The 15,030-nt window shown below is 69.9% G+C and carries 14 protein-coding genes; 4 read left to right on the plus strand and 10 right to left on the minus strand.

Going from position 1 to position 15,030, the window contains the following annotated elements:
• Nucleotides 1-197 precede the first annotated feature (197 nt).
• Together OG735_RS33150 and OG735_RS33155 are read right to left on the minus strand one after the other, a co-directional pair.
• On the minus strand, nt 198-998 hold the full coding sequence (locus OG735_RS33150; protein WP_442812637.1) for a response regulator transcription factor: 801 nt from the start codon (nt 996-998) through the stop codon (nt 198-200).
• 172 nt (nt 999-1,170) lie between these two features.
• Nucleotides 1,171-2,370 (minus strand): IS110 family transposase, encoded by a 1,200-nt coding sequence (locus OG735_RS33155; RefSeq protein WP_327321696.1) that lies wholly within the window; start codon nt 2,368-2,370, stop codon nt 1,171-1,173.
• 234 nt (nt 2,371-2,604) lie between these two features.
• Between OG735_RS33155 and OG735_RS33160 the strand changes: the two genes are divergently transcribed.
• On the plus strand, nt 2,605-4,299 hold the full coding sequence (locus OG735_RS33160) for an AMP-binding protein (protein WP_327326821.1): 1,695 nt from the start codon (nt 2,605-2,607) through the stop codon (nt 4,297-4,299).
• The gene (locus OG735_RS33165; RefSeq protein WP_327326822.1) at nt 4,296-5,909 is read left to right on the plus strand and encodes an AMP-binding protein; all 1,614 of its coding nucleotides are present in this window, start codon (nt 4,296-4,298) and stop codon (nt 5,907-5,909) included. The genes OG735_RS33160 and OG735_RS33165 overlap by 4 nt, the downstream gene beginning before the upstream one ends.
• On the opposite strand, the gene OG735_RS33170 is transcribed toward OG735_RS33165, so the two are convergent.
• From OG735_RS33170 to OG735_RS33180, 3 genes are read right to left on the minus strand one after another with little or no spacing between them, the layout of a single operon-like run.
• Complete coding sequence (locus OG735_RS33170; RefSeq protein WP_327326823.1) at nt 5,906-6,415, minus strand: GNAT family N-acetyltransferase; 510 nt, start codon at nt 6,413-6,415, stop codon at nt 5,906-5,908. The genes OG735_RS33165 and OG735_RS33170 overlap by 4 nt on opposite strands.
• A 23-nt stretch (nt 6,416-6,438) precedes the next feature.
• On the minus strand, nt 6,439-6,588 hold the full coding sequence (locus tag OG735_RS33175) for a hypothetical protein (protein ID WP_327326824.1): 150 nt from the start codon (nt 6,586-6,588) through the stop codon (nt 6,439-6,441).
• A 9-nt stretch (nt 6,589-6,597) separates the two neighbouring features.
• Nucleotides 6,598-7,332 (minus strand): hypothetical protein, encoded by a 735-nt coding sequence (locus OG735_RS33180; protein ID WP_327326825.1) that lies wholly within the window; start codon nt 7,330-7,332, stop codon nt 6,598-6,600.
• Nucleotides 7,333-7,535: 203 nt separating this feature from the next.
• On the opposite strand from OG735_RS33180, the gene gcl reads away from it, so the two are divergent.
• Nucleotides 7,536-9,314, plus strand: a complete 1,779-nt coding sequence (gene gcl / locus OG735_RS33185; RefSeq protein WP_327326826.1) for a glyoxylate carboligase — start codon at nt 7,536-7,538, stop codon at nt 9,312-9,314.
• Nucleotides 9,315-9,431: 117 nt separating this feature from the next.
• Here the strand turns inward: gcl and OG735_RS33190 are convergent, their stop codons facing one another.
• Nucleotides 9,432-9,758, minus strand: a complete 327-nt coding sequence (locus OG735_RS33190; RefSeq protein ID WP_327326827.1) for a hypothetical protein — start codon at nt 9,756-9,758, stop codon at nt 9,432-9,434.
• On the opposite strand from OG735_RS33190, the gene OG735_RS33195 reads away from it, so the two are divergent.
• Nucleotides 9,759-10,148 carry an MFS transporter gene (locus OG735_RS33195; RefSeq protein WP_327326828.1) on the plus strand — a complete coding sequence of 130 codons (390 nt, stop codon included), beginning with the start codon at nt 9,759-9,761 and terminating at the stop codon, nt 10,146-10,148.
• Between the two features lie 343 nt (nt 10,149-10,491).
• On the opposite strand, the gene OG735_RS33200 is transcribed toward OG735_RS33195, so the two are convergent.
• From OG735_RS33200 to OG735_RS33215, 4 genes are all read right to left on the minus strand, one after another.
• Nucleotides 10,492-11,958: a catalase gene (locus OG735_RS33200; protein WP_327326829.1), complete on the minus strand. Its 1,467-nt coding sequence runs from the start codon at nt 11,956-11,958 to the stop codon at nt 10,492-10,494.
• A 195-nt stretch (nt 11,959-12,153) separates the two neighbouring features.
• Nucleotides 12,154-13,068, minus strand: coding sequence for a 2-hydroxy-3-oxopropionate reductase (locus OG735_RS33205; RefSeq protein WP_327326830.1), 915 nt, complete (start codon nt 13,066-13,068; stop codon nt 12,154-12,156).
• A gap of 33 nt (nt 13,069-13,101) precedes the next feature.
• Nucleotides 13,102-13,962, minus strand: a complete 861-nt coding sequence (locus OG735_RS33210; protein WP_327326831.1) for a TIM barrel protein — start codon at nt 13,960-13,962, stop codon at nt 13,102-13,104.
• A gap of 232 nt (nt 13,963-14,194) precedes the next feature.
• The gene (locus OG735_RS33215; protein ID WP_327326832.1) at nt 14,195-15,001 is read right to left on the minus strand and encodes a hypothetical protein; all 807 of its coding nucleotides are present in this window, start codon (nt 14,999-15,001) and stop codon (nt 14,195-14,197) included.
• Nucleotides 15,002-15,030: the final 29 nt, after the last annotated feature.

Genomic DNA, 15,030 nt, shown 5'->3' on the forward strand with positions numbered 1-15,030 from the left:
GCGCAAGGGTCGGCCCGCTGGGTTGAGGCGCCTTCCGTGTTGCCACGTCGCCGCGTCCGGCAGGCGGGTTGTTCCCCTACCCGCCCGTTCCCGTAACTGGGGCTCCGCCCCAGACCCCGCGCCTCAATCGCCGGTGGGGCTTGGTTGTCCGCGCCTTGATCGGCGGTGGGGCTTGGTTGTCCGGGGCCTGCCCCCAGCTACGGCAGCAGGCCCGCGCGGCGCGCCGCCACCACCGCCTCGAGCCGGGTGTGCGCCCCAAGCTTCCGCATCGCGGCCCGCAGATACCCCTTCACCGTCTCCGGCTTCAGGCCAAGACGCTCCGCCGCTGCCGCGTTCGTCGAGCCCGCCGCGACACAGGCGAGCACATCCAGCTCGCGCGGCGCCAGCGCGACGGTCCGCTCGCGCGGCGGGCCGCCCGCCGCTGCCGCCAGCCGGCGGCAGACCGCCAGGAGCGTCTCCCGCAGTGGCTGGTCGCCGATCCGCGGTGCCAGCGCGCGCAGCTCCCCGTGGACCTCGCGGACCTCCTCCCACGCCCCGGGGCCGGCCACCGGCTCCCGGACCGCGGCCAGCAGCCGCTGCACCTCGTCCCGTACGACCAGGGCCTGCTCCACATCGCGCGCCGCCGCCACCGCCGCGTCGAAGGTCCGCTCGCCCAGCGCCACCGGCTCACGGAGAGCGCCGTACAGCACACCCCGCACCTTGCGCCGCACGACGACGGGCACGGCCAGCACCGAGCGCAGCCCCTCCGTCGCCACCGCCGCGTCGTACTCATGGCTGATGTGCCGTGCCGAGGGGTAGTCGCTCACCGCGCACGGCCGCGACAGCGCGATGGACTTCCCGCCGAGGCCGTTGCCCGCGCTGATCGCGAGACCGCGCAGCGCTCCCGTCGCCGTGCCGCTCAGTTCGGCGATCCGCAGCTGTCGGGCATCGTGCAGCAGTCCGCCGAAGGCGACCGGCAGCCCGGTCGAGCGGCGCAGCCGCTGCAGCGCCGCTCGCATCTCCACAGCATCGGCCGACTCGGACACCTGCTCTTCTCTCTGCGAGGGGTCACCCCCGTACGGGGGTAGTGAGACCTGGGTCACTGATTACACGATGTCGGTAGCCGGTCCCGCAATGAGGAGGACTCCCAATGATGTTGTCAAGCGAGGCTGGTGACGCATCGTGAGTGAGTCATGCCGCTGCGGCATCCTGTCCGGGTGGGCTGATCTCGAAGGTCCGGTTGTCGCGTATGAGGGCCCACAGCACGTTGAGACGGCGGCGCGCGAGGGCCAGGATGGCCTGCTTGTGGTTCTTTCCCTCGGCTCGCTTCCGTTGGTAGAACGCCTTCGAGACGGGGCAGTGGTAGGCCGCGACCTGGGCGGCGAGGTAGCACATGCGCAGGAGCCGCCGACTGTAGCGGCGCGGGCGGCGAAGGTTCCCCTTGACGTTCCCGGAGTCCCTGGGGACAGGGGCCAGTCCCGCGACGCCGGCCAGGCGGTCGGCGCTGCCGAAAGCGTCCATGTTGCCACCGGTCAGGGCGATGAACTCGGCGCCCAGCAGGGTGCCGATGCCGGGCAGGCTCGTGATCATTTCGGCGTGCTGGTGCTCGCGAAACCGGCCCTCAATGAGTTTGTCGATCTCCGCGATTTCCTCGTCGAGGGCAATCACCTCCCTGGCCAGCCGGGCGACCATGGCCGCTGCGGTCTTTTCGCCCGGGACGGCGGTGTGCTGGGCCTCGGCGGCCTCGATCGCCTTGGCGGCGATGGCGGGAGCGTTGCGGACCTTGCGGTTCTTCAGCCAGGTGGCGAGGCGGTTCTTGCCGATGCGCCGCAGGGCGGCCGGAGTCTGGTAGCCGGTCAGAAGGAGGAGCGCGGCCTTGGAGACGTTGTACTCGTAGGCCCGTTCCAGGGCCGGGAAGTACTCCAGCATCTGGGCCCGCATCCGGTTGATCGCCCGGGTGCGGTCGGCGGTCAGGTCGTAGCGGCGGGCGGTCAGGATCCGCAGGTCAACCGCTATCTCGTCCTCCGCCGCCAAGGGTTGCAGGTCCCGGCGCATCCTCGCCTGGTCGGCGATGACGAAGGCGTCTTTCGCATCCGTCTTCCCACTGCCGCGGTAGGCGCCGGAGGCGTGATGGACAGCGCTGCCGGGGATGTAGAGCAGCTTCTGCCCGTGGTTGACCAGCAGCGTGATCAGCAGACCCGCACCACCAGCGTTCAGGTCAACCGCCCAGGTCACCTCGTCGCTGATGTCGAGGACATCCGCGATGAGCTCCAGCAGCTCGGGCTCGTTGTTCGTCACCCGGCGCGAGAGCACCACCGTGGCGTCTGCATCGATCACCGTGCAGTGATGCTCGGCCTTGCCCGCGTCCGTACCGGCCCAGAGGTCAGGCACGGTCACCTCCCAAGTCGTTCCGTTCCAAGTCCCAGCAGACGACCTCGCCGACGTGTCCATACACAGCGATTCAGTTCGCGCATCCCAATGAGTGGCCGAGTCGTCGCGGGGCTCCGGGCGGCCAGTCCTCCTGAGCCACAAGCGGCAGCCACATGACAGCCACACCCAGAGCCCCCTGGGCTTCCCGATCTTACGAATGACCGGAAACGAACCCACCAAGAAAGGTATGGACACATGACGTCTGGCAGCGCGACGGAGAGGTTCCGGGCCGCCCGGGACTTCCTGCTGCAGCACAGGGATGACTACGCAACGGCGTACGAAGGCTTCGCCTGGCCGCGGCTCGAGCGCTTCAACTGGGCACTCGACTGGTTCGACGAGATCGCCACCGGCAACGGCAGGACCGCGCTGCACATCGTTGAGGAGGACGGCAGCGAGGTCAAGGTCTCGTTCGGTGAGATGTCCGTGCGCTCGGACCAGGTCGCCAACTGGCTGCGGGCGCAGGGCGTAGAGGCCGGCGACCGGATCCTCGTGATGCTCGGCAACCAGCAGGAACTGTGGATGACCGCGCTGGCCGCGATGAAGCTGCGTGCCGTCGTCATTCCCGCGACCCCGCTGCTCGGCCCGGTGGACCTGCGGGACCGGATCGACCGTGGACGCGCACGGCATGTGATCGTGCGCGAGGCGGACACCGCCAAGTTCGCCGAGGTGCCGGGGGACTACACCCGGATCGCGGTGGCGGACCGGGGCGCGGCCGGTGTGCCGGGCTGGCTCGACTTCCACCAGGCGTTCTCCGTGCCGGGCCGCGGCGACTTCGAGCCCGACGGCGTCACGCACGCGGACGACCCGCTGATGCTCTACTTCACCTCGGGTACCACGGCCCGCCCCAAACTGGTCGAGCACACCCATGTCTCGTACCCCGTCGGCCACCTGTCGACCATGTACTGGATCGGCCTCAGGCCCGGCGACGTCCACCTCAACATCTCCTCGCCCGGCTGGGCCAAGCACGCCTGGTCGAACCTCTTCGCGCCCTGGAACGCCGAGGCGACCGTCTTCATCCTCAACTACACACGCTTCGACGCCGGCCGGCTGATGGCCGAGATGGACCGGGCGGGCGTCACCAGCTTCTGCGCGCCGCCGACGGTCTGGCGGATGCTGATCCAGTCCGATCTGAGCGGGCTGCGCACGCCGCCGCGCGAGGTCGTCGCCGCGGGCGAACCACTCAACCCGGAGGTCATCGAGACGGTCCGCCGGGAGTGGGGCGTGGTGATCAGGGACGGCTTCGGCCAGACGGAGACCGCCGTCCAAGTCGCCAACTCCCCGGGCCAGTTGCTCAAGGCCGGCTCGATGGGGCGACCCTGTCCCGGCTTCAAGGTGGAGCTGCTCGACCCGGTGACGGGCCGGCCGGGCGCGACGGAGGGCGAGATCTCGCTCGACCTGTCCGGCAGTCCGGTCGGTCTGATGACCGGGTACCACGGCGACCCGGAGCGTACGGCCGAGGCGATGGCGGGCGGCTTCTACCGCACCGGTGACATCGGCGCGCGGGACGCCGACGGATACATCACCTACATCGGGCGCTCCGACGACGTCTTCAAGGCCTCCGACTACAAGATCTCGCCGTTCGAGCTGGAGAGCGCGCTCCTGGAGCACGAGGCGGTGGCGGAGGCGGCGGTCGTACCGGCCCCGGACCCGGTGCGGCTCGCCGTGCCCAAGGCGTTCATCGTGCTTGCGGAGGGCTGGGAGCCGGGGCCGGACACGGCGAAGCTGCTCTTCGAGCACTCGCGCGCCGTCCTCGCCCCGTACAAGCGCATCCGCCGCCTGGAGTTCGCCGAGCTGCCGAAGACGGTGTCCGGGAAGATCCGCCGGATCGAGCTGCGCGAGCGTACGGCCGAGGGCTCGGCCGCCGAGTACGACGAGGGAGACCTGCGATGACGCTCTCCTACGCGCACGGCACCGGCACGACGGCGCTGCTCGGTGACACCATCGGCCAGAACCTCGACCGGACGATCGCCGCGTACCCCGACCGCGAGGCGCTGGTCGACGTACCCGCGGGCACCCGCTGGACGTATGCCGAATTCGGCTCGGCGGTGGACCAGCTGGCGCGCGGGCTGCTCGGGACCGGGGTCGCCAAGGGCGACCGGGTCGGGATCTGGGCGGTCAACTGTGCCGAGTGGGTGCTCGTGCAGTACGCCACCGCCCGGATCGGCGCGATCATGGTGAACATCAATCCGGCCTACCGGGCGCACGAACTCGAGTACGTGCTGAAACAGGCCGGGATCTCGGTGCTGTTCGCCTCGCAGCGGCACAAGACCAGCGACTACCGGGTACTGGTGGAGCAGGTGCGCCCCAGCTGCCCCGAGCTGCGCGCCGTCCACTACATCGAGGACGGCTCCCGGGACGTGCTCCTGGACGCGGCCGGTAAGGTCACCGACGAGCAACTGGCAGCCCGCCAGGCCCAGTTGTCCTGCGACGACCCGATCAACATCCAGTACACCTCCGGTACCACCGGCTTCCCGAAGGGCGCCACGCTCTCCCACCACAACATCCTCAACAACGGTTATTTCGTGGGGGAGTCGGTCGGCTACAGCGAGCAGGACCGGATCTGCATTCCCGTGCCCTTCTACCACTGCTTCGGCATGGTCATGGGCAACCTCTCGGCCACCTCGCACGGCGCGTGCATGGTCATCCCGGCGCCGTCCTTCGATCCGGCCGCCACGCTCCGCGCGGTCGCCGAGGAACGCTGTACCTCGCTCTACGGCGTCCCGACGATGTTCATCGCCGAGCTGAACCTTCCCGACTTCGCGACGTACGACCTCTCTTCGCTGCGCACCGGCATCATGGCGGGCTCGCCCTGCCCGGTGGAGGTGATGAAACGAGTCGTCGCCGAGATGAACATGGCGGAGGTGTCGATCTGCTACGGCATGACGGAGACCTCCCCGGTCTCCACGCAGACCCGTCGCGACGACGACCTGGAACGCCGCACCGGCACCGTCGGCCGTGTCCTGCCCCATGTCGAGGTCAAGGTCGTCGACCCGGCCGGCGGCGTGACCCTGCCGCGCGGGGCGGCGGGCGAGCTGTGCACCCGCGGCTACAGCGTGATGCTCGGCTACTGGAACGAGCCGGAGAAGACCGCCGAGGCGGTCGACGCGGGCCGCTGGATGCACACCGGCGACCTGGCAGTGATGCGCGAGGACGGCTGTCTCCAGATCGTCGGCCGGATCAAGGACATGATCATCAGGGGCGGAGAGAACGTCTATCCCCGCGAGATCGAGGAGTTCCTGTACGGTCACCCCAAGATCGCGGACGTCCAGGTCGTCGGTGTCCCCGACGAGAAGTACGGCGAGGAGATCCTGGCCTGTGTGATCCCGCGCGATCCGGCGGACCCGCCGACGCTGGAGGGCCTCGCCGAGTACTGCCGCGAACAGCTCGCGCACTACAAGATCCCGCGCAGGCTGGAGGTCCTCGCGGACTTCCCGATGACGGTGAGCGGCAAAGTCAGAAAGGTGGAGCTGCGCCGGCGGTACGGCCCTGAGGAGAGCTAGCCCAGTTCCCGGCGCATGCACACCCGGGGCCAGTGGTCCAGGCCGTGCCGGGCCTCCGCACCTCTGATCTCCCGCAGCCCTTCGGTGAGTTCGTCCTCGTCGAGCGTGCGGAAGCCCAGGCGGGTGTAGTACGGCGCGTTCCACGGCACCTCGGTGAACGTCGTCAGCGTCAGCGCCGTCAGCCCGTCGGCGACGGCGCACGCCGCGAGGTGGTCGATCAGGGCGCTGCCCAGCCCGCGACGGGCGGCGTCCGGATGGACCGACACCTGCTCGATATGGGCCGCGCCGTCGACCTCGTCGGAGATCAGATACGCGAGCGGGCGGCCCGATCCGTCGGCCGACACCCAGGCGCGGCCCCGCCGCCGGTAGCGGTCCAGGAGATCGAGAGCCGGGGGCTCGTCGTCGGCGATCGCCGCCATGCCGAGGCCGCGGAAGGGCTCCCCGGCAGCCCTCTCGATGTCCTGGAGCAGGGGGAGTTCGGCGAGTGCGGCCGGTCGGATACGCATACGGGGAGTATGACCCAGCGGTTTCAGGCCCCGCAGCTCGCTCTGCCGCCCGCCGGGTTGTGGTGCACGGAGAAGCCGGGATCGTTGCTGCCGCGCCCCAGCAGTCCGCCGTTCCGGGCGAAGTGCGGTACGTACCGGAGCAGGGCCGGATCCCCGTACAGTGCGACCGGCATTCCATGCCGTTACGCGCCGGTGGAGATCAGTTCGTCCGCAGGGCCGTTGACCGGCTGAGGGCTGCCCGTGAGGTCCATGACGAAGAGCGGGATGCCGAGGTGGTCGGCGCGGGACCTGGCGTCCTCCGCGTACCCCGCGAGGGAGAAGAAGACGCTCGAGGCCGAGATGCTCAGCCCGTTCAGCCAGAGGCATTCGACATCGCGCAGAGTGGCGGGGTGGGTGGACGGGTCGACCTGGGCGACCAGGCCGGGACCGCGCAGATCTATCCCGGACGAGGGCCTGACCTCCGGCTGGACGACATCGCGGAATCCCAGCCACTTCAGATAGAGCGCCGCCGCGGTCACCGCGTCGCGCGCCGTGCGGATGGTGACCGGGCGGAAGGTGGGGCGCGGCGCGGTGACCGTACGGGGGAACGGGATGGGCGCCGGGCGCATGAGCGGGGCGGCCGACGTGGCGGCCGGTGACGTCGGGAGCGGGGCGCTCACCGGGCGGACCGGGATACGCAGCACTGTGCCGCAGGGGCAGCCGAGCTCCGGCTGCGGCCACTGGTCCTGGCGCCCGCACTCCTGGCAGCGGACTGTCACCCAGTCGTCCGTCCAGGTGCGGTGGGTGATCCGTTCCGGGGGAGCGCCGCGCAGCAGCGGCGGGGCCAGCGGGGCACCGCACGCGCAGGGATAGAGCGTCGGCACGTACAGGTGGTCGCGGCGGCAGGCCGGACAGCGAACCGGCACGGTCTCGGCCATCGCGGTCCCCCATCCCCAGGTGCTCCGGTCCATCGTCCACCAAGCGCGAGGCCTTGGGGAGCGACTTCGGGCATCCCTTGACGTCGCTCCGCAGGCGTCCTACATTACTTCCGTATAGCAGAACTAAACTTCCGCATTATGGAATCGATGCTCTCGAGTGACGCGAAAGAGCCCGACTCCGCCTGGCCGAAGCAGGAGCACCCATGCCTCGTATGACCGCTGCCCGAGCGGCAGTTGAGATCCTCAAGCGCGAAGGCGTCACGAACGCGTTCGGTGTGCCGGGCGCGGCGATCAACCCCTTCTACAAGGCACTGCAGGCCGGCGGGGGCATCGACCACACGCTCGCCCGCCATGTCGAGGGCGCCTCCCACATGGCGGAGGGCTACACCCGCGCCAACCCCGGCAACATCGGTGTCTGCATCGGTACGTCGGGGCCGGCGGGCACCGACATGATCACCGGGCTCTACTCGGCCATCGGCGACTCGATCCCGATCCTCTGCATCACCGGCCAGGCGCCGACCGCGGTGATCCACAAGGAGGACTTCCAGGCCGTCGACATCGCGTCGATCGCCAAGCCCGTCACCAAGGCGGCGACCACCGTCCTGGAGGCCGCGCAGGTCCCCGGCGTCTTCCAGCAGGCGTTCCACCTGATGCGGTCAGGACGGCCCGGACCGGTCCTCATCGACCTGCCGATCGACGTTCAGCTGACCGAGATCGAGTTCGACCCGGAGACGTACGAGCCGCTGCCGGTCTACAAGCCGTCGGCGACCCGCGCCCAGGCTGAGAAGGCCATCAAGCTGCTCAACGCGTCCGAGCGCCCGCTGATCGTCGCCGGCGGCGGCATCATCAACGCCGACGCCTCCGAGCTGCTGGTCGAGTTCGCGGAGCTGACCGGCATCCCGGTCGTCCCGACCCTGATGGGATGGGGCATCATCGCCGACGACCACGAGCTGAACGCCGGCATGGTCGGTCTGCAGACCTCGCACCGCTACGGCAACGCGACCTTCCTCGAGTCGGACTTCGTCCTCGGCATCGGCAATCGCTGGGCCAATCGCCACACCGGCGGCCTGGACGTCTACACCAAGGGCCGCACGTTCGTCCACGTCGACATCGAGCCCACCCAGATCGGCAAGATCTTCGCCCCGGAGTACGGCATCGCCTCCGACGCCAAGGCAGCGCTGGAGCTCTTCATCGCGGTGGCGAAGGAGCTCAAGGCCGCCGGCCGGCTGCCGGACCGCGCCGAGTGGGCCGCCGCCGCGCAGGAGCGCAAGGCCACGCTGCAGCGCCGTACGCACTTCGACAACGTGCCGATGAAGCCGCAGCGCGTGTACGAGGAGATGAACAAGGCCTTCGGTCCGGAGACGCGCTACGTCACCACCATCGGCCTCTCCCAGATCGCCGGTGCGCAGATGCTGCACGTCTACAGGCCGCGCCACTGGATCAACTGCGGCCAGGCGGGCCCGCTCGGCTGGACCATCCCGGCCGCGCTCGGTGTCGCCACCGCCGACCCTCAGACTCCGGTCGTCGCGCTGTCGGGCGACTACGACTTCCAGTTCATGCTCGAGGAGCTGGCGGTCGGCGCGCAGCACAGGATCCCGTACGTCCATGTCCTGGTGAACAACGCGTACCTGGGCCTGATCCGCCAGGCGCAGCGCAATCTCGACATCAACTTCCAGGTCAACCTGGAGTTCGAGAACATCAACTCCCCGGAACTGGGCGTCTACGGCGTCGACCACGTCAAGGTCGTCGAGGGCCTGGGCTGCAAGGCGATCCGCGTCACCGAGCCCGACCAGCTGCTGCCGGCCTTCGAGGAGGCCAAGAAGCTGGCCGCGGAGTACCGCGTCCCGGTCGTGGTCGAGGCGATCCTGGAGCGGGTCACCAACATCTCGATGGGAGTCCAGATCGACGGCGTGAACGAGTGGGAAGAGCTCGCCACCGAGCCGGGTCACGCCCCGACGTCGATCAAGCCGCTCAAGGTCTGACGCTCACCCCGCGGCGTCCAATGCCGCCGTGTGGAATGCCGCGGTGTGGAATGCCGCAGTCACGAACGGCCTCCGTCCCGGACTCGCTCCCGGACGGAGGCCGCTTCGTTGTCTTCCTCATTGCCTGCGCCGTCTCAAGCGCAGAAGGCCACCGATGGCCTCGATACCCGTGCGGACGGCGCGCTCGCCGAGATTGCCGAAGCCCAGGACGAGTTGGGCCGGGTCCGTCGCGCCCGACGAGCGGTGCGGACTCATGCCGTACAGGCCCACCGAGCGCGCCCTGGCCGCGGTGATCACCGACTGCTCGTCGGCGCCTCGCGGCAGATGGGCCACGGCGTGGAAGCCGGCCGCGTGACCGGCCGGCCGGACCTCGGGCGCGTGCTCGGCAAGTGATTCGACGAGCGCGGCGCGCCGCTGCGCGTAGACCGTGCGCATCCGGCGCACATGCCGGTCGTAGCGGCCCGCAGCCGGCGCGTCGGCCCGCCCACCCGGCTGCTGACGGCGCTCGCGGCGATGGTCTTCGGTACGGCTCCGCTCGCCGTCGTACCGGGCCTCTGGTCGATGGCGGCCGGCATCCTGGTGGCGGGGCTCGGCATCGCCGTGACGCTGGTGGGCTCGTACAGCATCGCCCAGGTGGTCGTGCCGGTGGAGCACCGCACGGAGGGCGTGACCTGGCTGACCACCGCGACCTCGGCGGGCACGGCCCTGGGTGCGCCCCTGGCAGGCCACTTGCTCGATGCCTTCGGCTCGGCGGCCGGCTTCCTCCTCGGCTTCGCCGCGGGTCTGATCGCCCTCGCTGTCACCGGCCTCGGCCGCCGGGCGCCGGCCGCGTGAGACTGCCGGGGCAAAGGAGGGCGCCGAGTACGGGGCTGTCCGTACTCGGCGCTCAGGTTGTGAAGTTGTTACCGCCCGACGGCGCGAGGCTGGCGCGACAGGACGTTCGCGCCGCCGGGCGGAGACTGTGGGTCGGGCTGGGACCGCAGCGGCGGTGATTGCTCCCCGGGCTCCCCTTCCTTCAGGTCAGAAAGAGGACCCGGGGACCTTCACCACCGCACTGGCATCACCTGCCGCTGCGGTCCTCGCCTCCACCCGCTCCGCATGACCACCCCTCATCCGGATCTTGCGGTGCGGGCTCGGCGCCCGGATATCTGACTCTCCGTCAAATACCGGGCGCAGCCTAGTCCTCGCGCAGGGCGCGGACCGCTTCCTCGACGCGCTTGCCGTAGTCGGCGTCGGCGGCGTGGAAGTGGGCGAGGTTCTTCTCGATCACGTCGTCGCGGGTGACCTGCGAGAGGCCGCCGGCGATGTTGGCGATCAGACGGGACTTCTCCTCGTCCGACATCAGGCGGTAGAGCTCGCCAGCCTGGAAGAAGTCGTCGTCCTTGACGTGGGCCGGCGCCGCGTGGGTGCCGGTCCAGCCCTGGACCGCGAGCGGGGCCGACAGTGCGGCGTCCGTCTGTGCGGGACCGGCGTACGAGTTGGGCTCGTAGTTCTTGTCGGTGCGGCGGCCGTTGCGGGTCGCCATCAGGCCGTCGCGGCCATAGTTCTCGGCAGCCCCAACAGGCACGGCCCTCGGCGCGTTCACCGCGAGCTGGGTGTGGTTGACGCCCAGGCGGTAGCGGTGTGCGTCCGCATAGGCGAACAGCCGGCCCTGGAGCATCTTGTCCGGCGAAGGACCGATACCCGGAACGAAGTTGTTCGGCGAGAACGCGGCCTGCTCGACCTCGGCGAAGACATTGTCGGGGTTCCGGTCCAGGACCAGTCGGCCGACGCGCTGCAGCGGGTAGTCGCTGTGCGGCCACACCTTGGTGAGGTCGAACGGGTTGAAGCGGTAGTCCGCGGCCTCGGCGGCCGGCATCACCTGGACGTACAGGGTCCAGGACGGGTTCACACCGCGCTCGATGGCCTGCAGCAGGTCCGTCTGGTGGCTGTTGGCGTCCTTGCCCGCGAGCTCGGCGGCCTGCTCGCTCGACAGGGAGCGGATGCCCTGGTTCGTCTTGAAGTGGTACTTGACGAAGAAGGCCTCGCCGGCGGCGTTCGTCCACTGGTAGGTGTGCGAGCCGTAGCCGTTCATGTGGCGGTACGAGGCGGGGATGCCGCGGTCGCCCATCAGCCAGGTCACCTGGTGCGTCGCCTCGGGGGCGTACGCCCAGAAGTCCCAGACGTTGTCCGGCTCCTGCTTGCCCGTGAAGGGGTCGCGCTTCTGGGAGTGGATGAAGTCGGGGAACTTGATCGGGTCCTTGATGAAGAACACCGGGGTGTTGTTGCCGACGAGGTCGTAGTTGCCCTCTTCGGTGTAGAACTTCAGCGCGAAGCCGCGCGGGTCACGGACCGCGTCCGCGCCGCCGAGCGAGTCGGCGACGGTGGAGAAGCGGATGAACGTCTCCGTGCGCTTGCCGACCGTGCCGAGGAAGTCGGCCCTGGTGAAGCCGGTGACATCGTCGGTCACCTCGAAGTAGCCGTACGCGCCGCTGCCGCGGGCGTGCACGACGCGCTCCGGGATGCGCTCCCGGTTGAAGCGGGCGAGCTTCTCCAGCAGGTGCTGGTCCTGGAGAAGAATCGGGCCACCGACGCCGGCGGTGGCGGAGTTCTGGTTGTCGGCGACCGGGGCGCCTGACTCGGTCGTAAGCACACGCTGCGTCATGGTGGCGGGATTGACCTTCCGGGCTGGAGCTGCTGACGGCCCCTGGAGCGTAAATTCGCGGAGAATGTAACGTCAACAGTTTGTTGAAATTGAAGTTGTGGTTCCCGGGCAGCGGCAGCGCCTGGGCGCGACAGGACAGGTGTCAGCGCTGCCGCGGCCCGGAGATCAGGGGGTGAGGCGATGAGCCTCGGTCACTCAGACCTGCTGACCGGAGAGGCGCTCGACGGAGCGCAGCAGGGCGGAGTGGTCCAGGCCGCCGTCGCCCTGCGCACGCAGGGAGGCGACCAGTTGGGCGACGACCGCGCCGACGGGCAGCGCGGCACCGACGTTGCGGGCGGCGTCGGTGACGATGCCCATGTCCTTGTGGTGCAGGTCGATCCGGAAGCCGGGCTTGAAGTCCCGGTTCAGGAAGTTGTCCTTCTTGCGGGTCAGGACCGTGGAACCGGCCAGACCGCCGTTCAGGACGTCCAGGGCGGCCTGGAGGTTCACGCCGGACTTCTCGAGGAAGACGACGGCCTCGGCGCAGGCCTGGATGTTGACCGCGACGATCAGCTGGTTGGCGGCCTTCACCGTCTGACCGGAGCCGTGCGGACCGCACAGCACGATGGTCTTGCCGAGAGCCTCGAGGATCGGCAGCGCGGCGTCGAAGTCGGCCTGGTCGCCGCCGACCATGATCGACAGTACGGCCTCGATCGCGCCGGCCTCGCCGCCGGAGACCGGGGCGTCAAGCACACGGATGCCCTTCTCGGCACCGGCCTTGCCCAGGTCGACCGAGGTCTGCGGGGTGATCGAGGACATGTCGATCAGCAGGGCGCCCTGCTTGACGTTCTCCAGGATGCCGTCGGGGCCGTACGCGATGGCCTCGACGTGCGGGGATGCGGGCACCATCGTGATGACGACGTCGGCGTCCTTCACGGCCTCGGCGATCGAGCCGGCGGCGGTGCCACCCGCCGCGGCAAGACGGTCCAGCTTGTCCTGCTCCAGCGTGAAACCGGTGACGTCGTAACCCGCCTTCAGCAGGTTCTCGGACATGGGCGAGCCCATGATGCCGAGGCCGATCCAGGCAATCGCCGGGCGGGCCGGGTGGGAGGAAGCTGCGGGGGTGCTCATGAGGGTGCCTCTCTCAAACTTTTGTACGTCACGTCAGTTGGCGGCGCGGGCCTCGGTCGGCAGCCAGGCGAAGGACTCGGCGCTCGGGCGGTCGCCGGCCTTGTACTCCAGGCCGACCCAGCCGTCGTAGCCGGCCTTTGTCAGCTCGTCGAGGAGCTGCTCCAGCGGAAGTGAGCCCGTGCCCGGCGCGCCACGGCCCGGGTTGTCCGCGATCTGTACGTGGCCGGTCCTGTCGGCGTAGGCCGCGATGACCTGGCTGACGTCCTCGCCGTTCATCGACAGGTGGTAGATGTCCAGCAGGAACTTGGCGTTGCCGAGTCCCGTCGCCGCGTTCACCTTGTCGACGACCTCGATCGCGGCCGGTGCGCTCACCAGCGGGTAGAGCGGGGACTCCGGCTTGTTGAGCGTCTCGACCAGCAGGATCGCCCCCACCCGGTCGGCCGCGCGGGCCGCCAGGGCCAGGTTCTCCAGGGCGAGGGTGTCCTGGACCTGCGGGTCGACGCCCTCAACGCGGTTTCCGTACAGCGCGTTGAGCGCCGTGCAGCCCACCGAGGCGGCGAAGTCCGCGGCCACCTCGATATTGGCGCGGAAGCGGTCGGACTCGTCGCCGGGCACGGAGAGCGCGCCGCGGTCGGGGCCCGGCAGCTGCCCGGCGTAGAAGTTCAGTCCCACCAGCTGGGTGCCGGCGTCCTCGAGCGCCTCCTTGAGGGCGTCGAGCTCGGCCTGCGGCGGGGTCGGGGTCTCGATCCAGGGCCACCACAGCTCGACCGCCGTGAAGCCCGCCGCGGCCGCGGCCGCGGGGCGCTCCAGGAGCGGGAGTTCCGTGAAGAGGATCGAGAGGTTCACATCGAAGCGCTGGTCCGCGCCGCGCTTGTCCCGAAAGAGAGGGGCCATGAGGGGCTTGCGCTCCTTCCGTATTGCGGAAGTTAATTTCTGCTTGATGGAAGACTGCCTGGAGCGGGTGAGGACTGTCAAGAGCGGACACGAAAAAGTGCCCCCCGAGCGGGGACGACAGAAGCACTTCTCCAGGCTTCTGTCGTCCCGGCTCAGGAGGCACTCAGGAGTGTCCGGGCGGGCGCGCACGGGGTGTACGGCTGCACGCGGTCCCGCGCGCAGCCCTACCGGCCTACAGCGCGTCGACGGCGCTCACCTTCCAGCCGTGCGAGGTGCGGGTGAGGGTCATCCGCACCCGGTTGAGGTCGACGCGGTCTCCCGTCACCTGGGTGCTCCGGGTGACCTGGTTGACGAAGAGCAGAACGACGGCCCTGTCCGGCGAGGCCGACACCACCGAGGCCGCGGGGGTGCCGCCGCCCTGCGGCTTCGCCACCGTCGCCTTGACCACCCCGTGGTACTTCGTCGCGGTCGGCGCGACCACCGTCGTGGTCGTCCTGCGGTACTCGTCGCGGAAGGCGCCGGTCAGATGGCCGAGTGCCGCGGCGAAGTCCTTGTCGAGACGCCGGTAGTCGTACGACAGGACGACCGGGGCCGCCTTCTGGGCGGCGGCGAGTGCCTGCACCCGCGCCGTATCCGCCTGCCGGCTGTCCCGGTACGCCGAGCCGAGCACCGCGACCGCGATCAGCCCGGCCACGACCAGCACGGCGAGCGCCGCACTGCCCAGCACACGTCGGCGTCCGCGTGCCGCGTCGGCCACCGGGTCGTCGGCCTGCAGGACAGGGCCGGCGTACTGCTCGTCCGGCCGCCGCGCCTGGCTCGCGTCGTCCGGCGCCTCCAGTCGTATCCCGTCCGGCTCCGCCAGGTCCGTTGCCGCGCCCGCCCTCGTACTCGTCGCGGCACTGCGCTCCGCCACGCGGACCGGTGCGTCCCCTTCGGGTCCGACCCGTTCCGTGCGCTTGGCCGCCGCGCGGGCGGCCGCGGCCATCGAGCGGCGGCCGGGGGATGCGACGCCGGAGCCTCGTCCAGTCAGGTTCGCCACGGTCTTGCTCCTCACTGCTGGTGTTACGG

This window comes from Streptomyces sp. NBC_01210, assembly GCF_036010325.1.
GTDB lineage: Bacteria > Actinomycetota > Actinomycetes > Streptomycetales > Streptomycetaceae > Streptomyces.